Annotated in this window: 2 protein-coding genes and 1 pseudogene; all 3 read right to left on the reverse strand. The window is 68.0% G+C overall.

Annotated elements, in window-relative coordinates; all coding sequences use genetic code 11:
- A partial coding sequence (gene nuoN, locus A9X05_RS14805) for an NADH-quinone oxidoreductase subunit NuoN (protein WP_067782318.1) occupies positions 1-1,402 on the reverse strand: 1,402 nt, incomplete at its 3' end.
- Positions 1,402-3,000, reverse strand: coding sequence for an NADH-quinone oxidoreductase subunit M (locus tag A9X05_RS14810; protein WP_197499068.1), 1,599 nt, complete (start codon positions 2,998-3,000; stop codon positions 1,402-1,404). The genes nuoN and A9X05_RS14810, both read right to left, overlap by 1 nt.
- Positions 2,997-3,671 (reverse strand): annotated as a pseudogene (locus A9X05_RS14815) (NADH-quinone oxidoreductase subunit L); the annotation flags it as partial. The pseudogene A9X05_RS14815 and the gene A9X05_RS14810, both read right to left, overlap by 4 nt.

Below are 3,671 nucleotides of genomic sequence, written 5' to 3' on the forward strand. Positions count from 1 at the left end.
AGGCGGCGATGCCGCTGGCGACGACACCGACGATCACCAGCGGCGCCGCGCCACCCTGGGCTGCGGCCTTGAACACGGCGAGCTTGCTGACGAAGCCGCTCGTCAGCGGAATGCCGGCGAAGGCCAGCAGGAACATCGAAAACATCACGCCCACAATGGGTGAGCGCTGCCCGAGCCCGGCCCAATGTGCCAGGGTGGCGTCCTCGACGCCGTCGGCGTCGCGGATCAGGCCGACGATGGCGAACGCGCCGACGGTGGAAAAGCTGTAGGCCAGCAGGTAGAACAGTGTGGACGAGAGGCCCGCCTGGTTGTCGGCGATGACGCCGGTGAGGATGAAGCCGACGTGGGCGACCGACGAATAGGCCAGCATGCGCTTGACGTCGGTCTGGTTCACCGCCGTGATGGTGCCCACCGCCATGGTGAGGATCGAGATGGTCCACAGCACCGGCCGCCACTGATCGTGCAGCGGCGGCAGCGCGACATAGACCACCCGCAGCAGCGCGCCGAAGGCCGAGACCTTGGTAGCCGCCGCCATGAACCCGGTGATGGGGGTCGGCGCGCCCTGGTAGACGTCCGGAATCCACGAATGGAATGGCACCGCACCCACTTTGAACAGCAGGCCGACCGCCAGCAGTGCAACGCCCACGAGCGCCATCGAGGTGTCCCCGTGCGCCGCCAGCGCGTCCCGGATGCCGGTCAGCAGCAGCGTGCCGGTCGCGCCGTAGAGCAGCGCCACGCCGTAGAGGAAGAACGCCGAGGAGAACGCGCCCAGCAGGAAGTACTTCATCGCCGCCTCTTGCGACAGCAGGCGCCGGTGCCGGGCCAGGCCGCACATGAGGTAAAGGGGCAGCGAAAGCACTTCCAGGGCAACGAACATCGTCAACAGGTCGTTGGACGCCGGGAACACCATCATGCCGCCGACGGACAGCATCAACAGCGGGAACAGCTCCGTCTGCGCGGCCCCGGCCCGCTCCGCGTCCCGCTCGGCGTCGCTGCCGGGAATCGCGGAGGCCTGCGGGGTGAACGAGTCGAGGCCGGCCGGGCGGGCGACTCCCACACCCGCGGCAACCTTGCTCTCCGCCTTGGCTTGCGTGCGTTCGGCGATGAAGATCACCGCCAGCACCGCGACCAGCAGCACCGTGCCCTGCAGGTAGAGGGTGGTTCGGTCGACGGCCATGGCGCCCAGCACCGTCGCGCGGCCGGAGGCCGGGATCGACTCGGCCACCTCCACGGTCGCGAGGAATGCCGCGACCAGGCCGGCCAGGGCCAGGGTCACCTGTGCGCCATAACGGATCCGCCTGGGCAGGAACGCTTCCGCGAGGACTCCCACCACCGCGACGCCGAACACGATCAGTGTCGGGCACAGCAGGAAGTACTCGATGCTCGGGGTGGGGAGGGTCATCATCGCGGTCCTTCGGCTGTCCGGGGTGCGCGGTTGACGGCCGGCACGCTCGGCGCGGGGTCGTGCTGGCCGATCGTGGTCATGGTGCTCTCGACGGCGGGGTTGATGATGTCGAGCACCGGCTTCGGGTAGACCCCGAGCACGAACAGCAGCGCGATCAACGGTGCAACCACGACCAATTCGCGCGCCCGCAGGTCGACGATCTTCTCGTTGCCGGTGGCCACCGGCCCCGTCATCATGCGCTGGTAGAGCCACAGCATGTAGATGGCGGAGAGCACCAGCGCGGTGACACCGAACGCGGCGGCCAGCCAGTACCGGTTGAATGTGCCCAACAGCACCAGGAATTCACTGATGAACGGTGCCAGGCCGGGCAGCGACAGGGTGGCCATGGCCGAGACGAGGAACGTGCCCGCCAGGACGGGCGCCACCTTCTGCACCCCGCCGTAATCGGCGATCTTGCGGCTGCCGTGCCGGGATATCAGGAATCCCGCGATCAGGAACACCGCCGCCGTGGACAGGCCGTGGTTGAGCATGTACAGCGTCGACCCGCTCTGCCCCTGGCTCGTCATCACGAAGATGCCCAGGATGATGAACCCGAAGTGGGAGATCGAGGTGTAGGCGATCAGGCGCATGACGTCCGTCTGCCCGATGGCCACGATCGCCCCGTAGATGACGCCGATGGCAGCCAGCACGATGATGAGGGGGCGGAAATACGTTGAGGCGCCCGGGAACAGCTGCAGGCAGTAACGCAGCATGCCGAAGGTGCCGACCTTGTCCATCACGGCCATCATCAGCACCGCGGTCGCGGGGGTGGCCTCGACCGCGGCATCGGGCAGCCAGCGGTGGAAGGGCCACAGCGGCGCCTTGATGGCGAACGCGAACATGAAGCCCAGGAACAGCGCCTTGAACACCGCGGAGTCGGCGCCGTAGCGACCGGAGGCGACGCCGGCCACGATCTCGCGGAAGTCGAAGGTGCCCGAACCGTGCTGCGCGGTCACCACGTACAGCCCGATCACCGCGGCCAGCATGATCAGCCCGCCGAACAGGTTGTACAGCAAGAACTTCACCGCCGCGCGTGACCTGCCCGGACCGCTCCCGAAGCCTCCGATCAGGAAGTACATCGGGATGAGCATGGCCTCGAAGAACACGTAGAACAGCAGCACGTCGAGGGCGACCACGGAGATCAGCACCATCGACTCGATGGCCAGCGTCAGAGCGACGTAGGCGTGCACGCCGCGGGGGCTGCGCCCGCCGCTTCGTGACGGGTCGTCACCGTCCCCGTCGTTCCAGCCGGCCACCTGCAACACCGGGATCAGCACCGCGGTGAGCAGCACCAGCACCACGGCGATGCCGTCCACGCCCAGGGAATAGGTGGCACCGAATGCCGGGATCCAGGAATGGCTTTCGACGAATTGGTACGTGCTGCCACCGGACTTGAAGCCCAGGGTGACGACGATCGCGACGGCCAGCGTCAGGACGCCGAAGACCAGGCCCGTCCACTTGGCGAGTCGGCGCAGCCCCGGCGGCAGGAGGATGACGAGCACCGAGCCGGCCAGCGGCACCAGCCACAGGACGCTCAGCCACGGAAGGTTGTTCACCACAGTTTCACCGCCAGGATCAGCGCGATCACCAGGACCGCGCCCGTCAGCATCGACAATGCGTAGTTGCGGGCGAAGCCGGTTTGCAGCCCCCGCAGGCGATTCGAAGTCCGGCCCACCAGCGCGGCCAGTGCGTTCACCGAGCCGTCGACGCCCGCGTTGTCGACGTCGACGAGCGCCTGGGTCAGTTCGGCTCCGGGGCGCATGAACACCTCCTCGTTGAAGGCGTCGCCGTAGAAGTCCCTGCGCGCGGCCGTCGTGACCGGCGACACGGAAAGCGGGGCCACCCGGGGGATTTCCGCTTTGGCGTACAACCGGTAGGCCACCGCGATCCCGATGGCGACGACGCCCAGCGCCAGGGCGGTGTTGACCCACACCGGGAAGGCGTGGGTGACCTCTTCGTGTTTCCCGACGACCGGCTCGAGCCAGCGCGCCAAGGTGCCCCGCCACGCCAGCAGCCCACCCGAGAACACCGAGCCGACGGCGAGCAGAATCATCGGCCAGGTCATCAGGGCGGGGGCCTCGTGGGGATGAATGCCTGGGCCCCAACGCTTTTTGCCGAAGAAGGTCATCAGCATCACGCGCGTCATGTAGAACGCGGTGACGCCCGCGCCCAGCAGCGCGGCCCCGCCCAGCACGTAACCGCGCGCGTCGCCGGCGCCCAGCGCGGC

This window comes from Mycobacterium sp. E3298, from assembly GCF_001666895.1.
Lineage (GTDB): Bacteria > Actinomycetota > Actinomycetes > Mycobacteriales > Mycobacteriaceae > Mycobacterium.